Source organism: Fulvivirga lutimaris (genome assembly GCF_009711525.1).
GTDB lineage: Bacteria > Bacteroidota > Bacteroidia > Cytophagales > Cyclobacteriaceae > Fulvivirga > Fulvivirga lutimaris.
Genome location: NZ_SMLV01000221.1, coordinates 2033 through 6238, shown reverse-complemented (window position 1 = coordinate 6238; position 4206 = coordinate 2033). Strand labels below are relative to the sequence as shown.

The window sequence follows — 4206 nt, the reverse complement described above, 5'->3', positions numbered from 1 at the left end:
CTAAATACTTACTACTAAAGTGGGCTTACTAGATAAAGAATTTAATAGTGGAGGTGTAATTGTTACCAAAATTGATGACCTCATCAATTGGGCCAGATTATCCTCTATGTTCCCCATGACATTTGGGCTGGCATGTTGCGCTATAGAGTTTATGAGCACCGGTACTTCTGCTTATGATATGGACCGTTTTGGTATGGCTCCCAGAGCTTCTCCAAGACAGGCTGATATTATGATAGTGGCTGGTACTGTCACTTTTAAAATGGCCGATAGAATTAAACGACTTTATGAGCAAATGGCCGAACCTAGATATGTGATATCTATGGGTTCATGCTCAAACTGTGGTGGCCCGTATTGGGAACATGGCTATCATGTGGTTAAAGGTGTGGATAAAATTATACCTGTAGATGTTTATGTGCCCGGTTGCCCTCCGAGGCCCGAGGCCTTAATTGGTGGCTTCTTGAAACTGCAAGAGAATATTAGGAATGAAAGTTTGATGGCACCTAAGGCACTTGAAAAGATGATGCAAAATGGCTGAGTTCGATACTAATCAAATCGTTGAACTGATCAAAAGCACCTTTGGGGAGGCTGCCGTTATTGATGTGGTAGAAGCTTCGAATCCAACAGTTGTAGAAATAGCTATTGATCAAAGTCTATCAATTTTTGAATTCCTTCATAAAGATGAGCGCTTGTATTTCGACATGCTGTCTTGCATCACCGGTATAGACAATGGCCCTGAAGTGGGAACGATGGAAGTGATTTATAATCTATATTCCATTCCATTCGAACAAAGCGTTGCCATTAAATTAAAAGTATTTAGAGAGCAGCCAGAGGTGCCTTCACTGGTTTCAATCTGGCGTGCTGCGGACTGGATGGAACGTGAAACGTATGATTTGTTCGGAATCAATTTCAAAGATCACCCTGATTTGAGACGCATTCTATTGCCAGCAGATTGGGAAGGGTACCCGCTTCGAAAAGATTACAAGCATCAGGATAAATATAGAGGCATGACAGTCGCGCACGAAGATTTATTAAATAAAGAAGATCAACCAGAAGGTAGAGAATAAGTTTTGGCGAGTAAAATTCAATATCAATATCAAGAAGGAGGTCTGGTTGCTTCAGAGCCTAATAAGTATGTTGAAGCTAATCTAAAATCAGATGAGCTGGTGGTCAACCTTGGACCGCAGCATCCATCAACACATGGTGTGTTGCGTTTGGAGGTTTTGACTGACAATGAAATTATCAAAGATGTTATTCCTCACATCGGCTACCTGCATCGCTGTTTTGAAAAGCACGCTGAAGCTTTGCCTTATAATCAAATTATTCCCTATGTAGATCGAATGGACTATGTGGCGGCCATTAATAATGAGCATGCTTATGCTTTGGGTGTAGAAAAGATGTTGGGCATATCTGAGCAAATCCCTAAGCGTGTAGAATATATCAGGGTATTAGTGGCGGAGCTTAACAGGTTGGCCTCGCACTTTGTGGCGGTAGGCACCTACGCTATGGATATTGGCGCCTTTACCCCTTTCTTTTGGATGATGCGTGATAGAGAGCATATACAAAGACTGCTTGAATGGGTTTCTGGTGCCAGAATGCTCTATAACTACATCTGGATTGGTGGATTGTTTTATGATTTACCTATCGGTTTTGAAGATAGGTGTACTGAGTTTGTTAAATACCTGAAGCCAAAGCTCAAAGAGCTTGAGACCCTAGTAACGGACAACAAGATATTTATAAATAGAACAGCTAATGTTGGTGTGCTGCCATTGGACTTAGCCATCAATTACGGTGTTACAGGTCCTATGCTTAGGGCTTCGGGGCTTAAGTTTGACCTTCGTAAAGTTGATGCTTACTCTGTTTATCCTGAGATCGATTTTAATATTCCGATCGGTAGTGGGCAGATGGGAACAACAGGTGATTGCTGGGATCGTACTTTTGTTAGGGTAAGAGAAATTCATGAGTCGGTAAGCATTATTGAACAGTGCCTGGTTAAGCTACAGAATGAACATAAACGTACTCGTGATTTTGACCCTCAAGAAATTGTACCCAAGAAGATAAGACCAAAGGCGCAGGATTTATACATCAGGGCAGAGAACCCTAAAGGTGAATTGGGCTTTTATTTCAGGGCTGATGGCCGCAGTGATATGCCTTTCCGTTGTAAAGCTCGCTCATGCTGTTTTTCTAACCTTTCGGTAATTGCAGATATATCCAGGGGCAGTATGATAGCAGATTTGATTGCCATTTTGGGCTCCATAGACATTGTACTTGGCGAAGTCGATAGATAATGAAAATTTTAAGCATTGAAGATACTCGGGCGCTAGATGAATACACCATCAAACACGAGCCCATAGCTTCAATCGATCTGATGGAAAGAGCCTCCCAGGCTTTTTGTGATTGGTTTGTTGAGAATGTCTTCACCAAAAAAATAGAAGTGATCTGTGGTATTGGTAATAACGGTGGCGATGGGTTGGCTATTGCTCGCATTCTTATATCCAGAGGGTATGATGCTAATGTGTTTGTTATTGGAGATATAGAAAAGGGTTCGGCTGACTTTAAATTGAATTGGAAAAGGCTGGATGTTAAACCTCAGATTATTGAGGATACTCTTCCTGAAATTGAAGCCGGTTCAGTTATTATTGATGCTATTTTCGGTTCAGGATTGTCAAGACTTGTTAAAGGTCATTATGCTGATGTTATTCAGCAGGTTAATTCACTTGATAATACTGTTATTTCTGTTGATATACCTTCAGGGCTTTTTGCAGACAAAACTTCCGCAGGTGATGCAATAGTAAAAGCAAATGCTACAGTCACCTTTCAGCTGCCCAAGTTGGCATTTATGTTTCCTGATAGTTATCCTTATGTTGGAGCTTGGGAAGCAGTTGACATTGGGCTTTCCCAGCAGTTTATTCAATCTACAGACTCTGACTTTTACTATTTGGTGAACGAAGATATTAGTCATTTAATTAAGCCTTTACCTAAGTTCAGCCACAAAGGATCGAACGGCCATGGTTTGCTCATAGTTGGTTCATATGGCAAAATGGGAGCGGCAGTATTGTCAGCTATGGCAGCTTTACGAACTGGAATTGGCCTTTTGTCAGTGCACATGCCAGGAAAGGGTAATGAGATTATCCAAGTGTCAGTTCCTGAGGCCATGTCTATACCGGATGTCAATGATGAGCATATTTCAGAAATCGGTGATGTTGAAACATATTCAGCAATTGGAATTGGCCCCGGGTTAGGGAAGCATATCAGTACTGTAAAGGCTTTGGCGGAGTTGCTCCGATCAGTATCAAAGCCCTTAGTTATTGATGCCGATGCCTTAAATATTATTTCTGAAAATCAGGAATTATTGGAATTGATCCCCAAAAACTCAATACTTACACCTCACCCCAAGGAATTTGAAAGACTCGTTGGTTCGTGGTCTGATGATTTTAATAGGCTAGATAAACTCAGGCAGCTAGCTAAAAAGTATCAGCTTATTGTGGTTTTAAAAGGAGCACATACCGCCATTGCATCAGTTGATGGTAAGGTATATTTTAATTCAACTGGCAATCCAGGTATGGGAAAAGGAGGAAGTGGAGATGTGCTTCTGGGAATGCTCACAGCACTGGTTGCTCAAGGTTATCAGCCTCTGGATGCAGCCAAAATTGGCGTGTATCTTCATGGGTTAGCCGGGGACATAGCTGCAGATACCTATCATGAAAGGGGCATGATGGCTTCTGATATTATAGAAATGATTCCTTCAGCTTATCAGATCCTGACGTCATAGAATGTTATCTAATTGTTAACTTTTTTTGTTAAAGTGACCTTTCGCTAAAGTTTTGAGGTGGTTCGTTGTATTTTTTCAGAAAACCTTCGGATAGTTATAACTTTTGCCTTTGATAGCCGTAATAGAAAAAAGTGTTGGCAACGAATCAAGTTTTTAAAAATTGTATTTTTTGGTTTGATTCTTGCTCTTGAATAGAAAAAGTAAAAAATGAAATTTGCCAAATATCTACTTATTACATTATTGATTGCCGGTGTTGGACAGGTTTCTTTTGCTCAAAACACTGGTGAGTTGAATAGATTCGCTAATGAGTCTTTATCAGAAAAAAATGAGGTGAAATTATTTCCTAACCCAACTATGGATTATCTGGAAATAAAAATCAATAATGCCACCTTTGAAAATGCTACTTTGACTGTGCATAACATTATTGGCAATACAGT

5 protein-coding genes are annotated in these 4206 nt (G+C 40.4%); all 5 read left to right on the top strand.

The features are described 5' to 3' along the window. Positions 1-19 precede the first annotated feature (19 nt). Positions 20-535 (top strand): NADH-quinone oxidoreductase subunit NuoB, encoded by a 516-nt coding sequence (locus E1140_RS02455; protein ID WP_185153387.1) that lies wholly within the window; start codon positions 20-22, stop codon positions 533-535. Beyond that, entirely contained in the window at positions 528-1064 is a 537-nt protein-coding gene (locus tag E1140_RS02450; protein WP_155178679.1) for an NADH-quinone oxidoreductase subunit C, read from the top strand. Before E1140_RS02455 ends, E1140_RS02450 begins: the two co-directional genes overlap by 8 nt. A gap of 3 nt (positions 1065-1067) precedes the next feature. Continuing rightward, positions 1068-2285 carry an NADH-quinone oxidoreductase subunit D gene (locus E1140_RS02445; RefSeq protein WP_155178677.1) on the top strand — a complete coding sequence of 406 codons (1218 nt, stop codon included), beginning with the start codon at positions 1068-1070 and terminating at the stop codon, positions 2283-2285. Continuing rightward, positions 2285-3769 carry an NAD(P)H-hydrate dehydratase gene (locus E1140_RS02440; protein ID WP_155178675.1) on the top strand — a complete coding sequence of 495 codons (1485 nt, stop codon included), beginning with the start codon at positions 2285-2287 and terminating at the stop codon, positions 3767-3769. Before E1140_RS02445 ends, E1140_RS02440 begins: the two co-directional genes overlap by 1 nt. Before the next feature lie 207 nt (positions 3770-3976). Next, on the top strand, positions 3977-4206 hold a 230-nt coding region (locus E1140_RS21330; RefSeq protein WP_185153386.1), incomplete at its 3' end, for a hypothetical protein.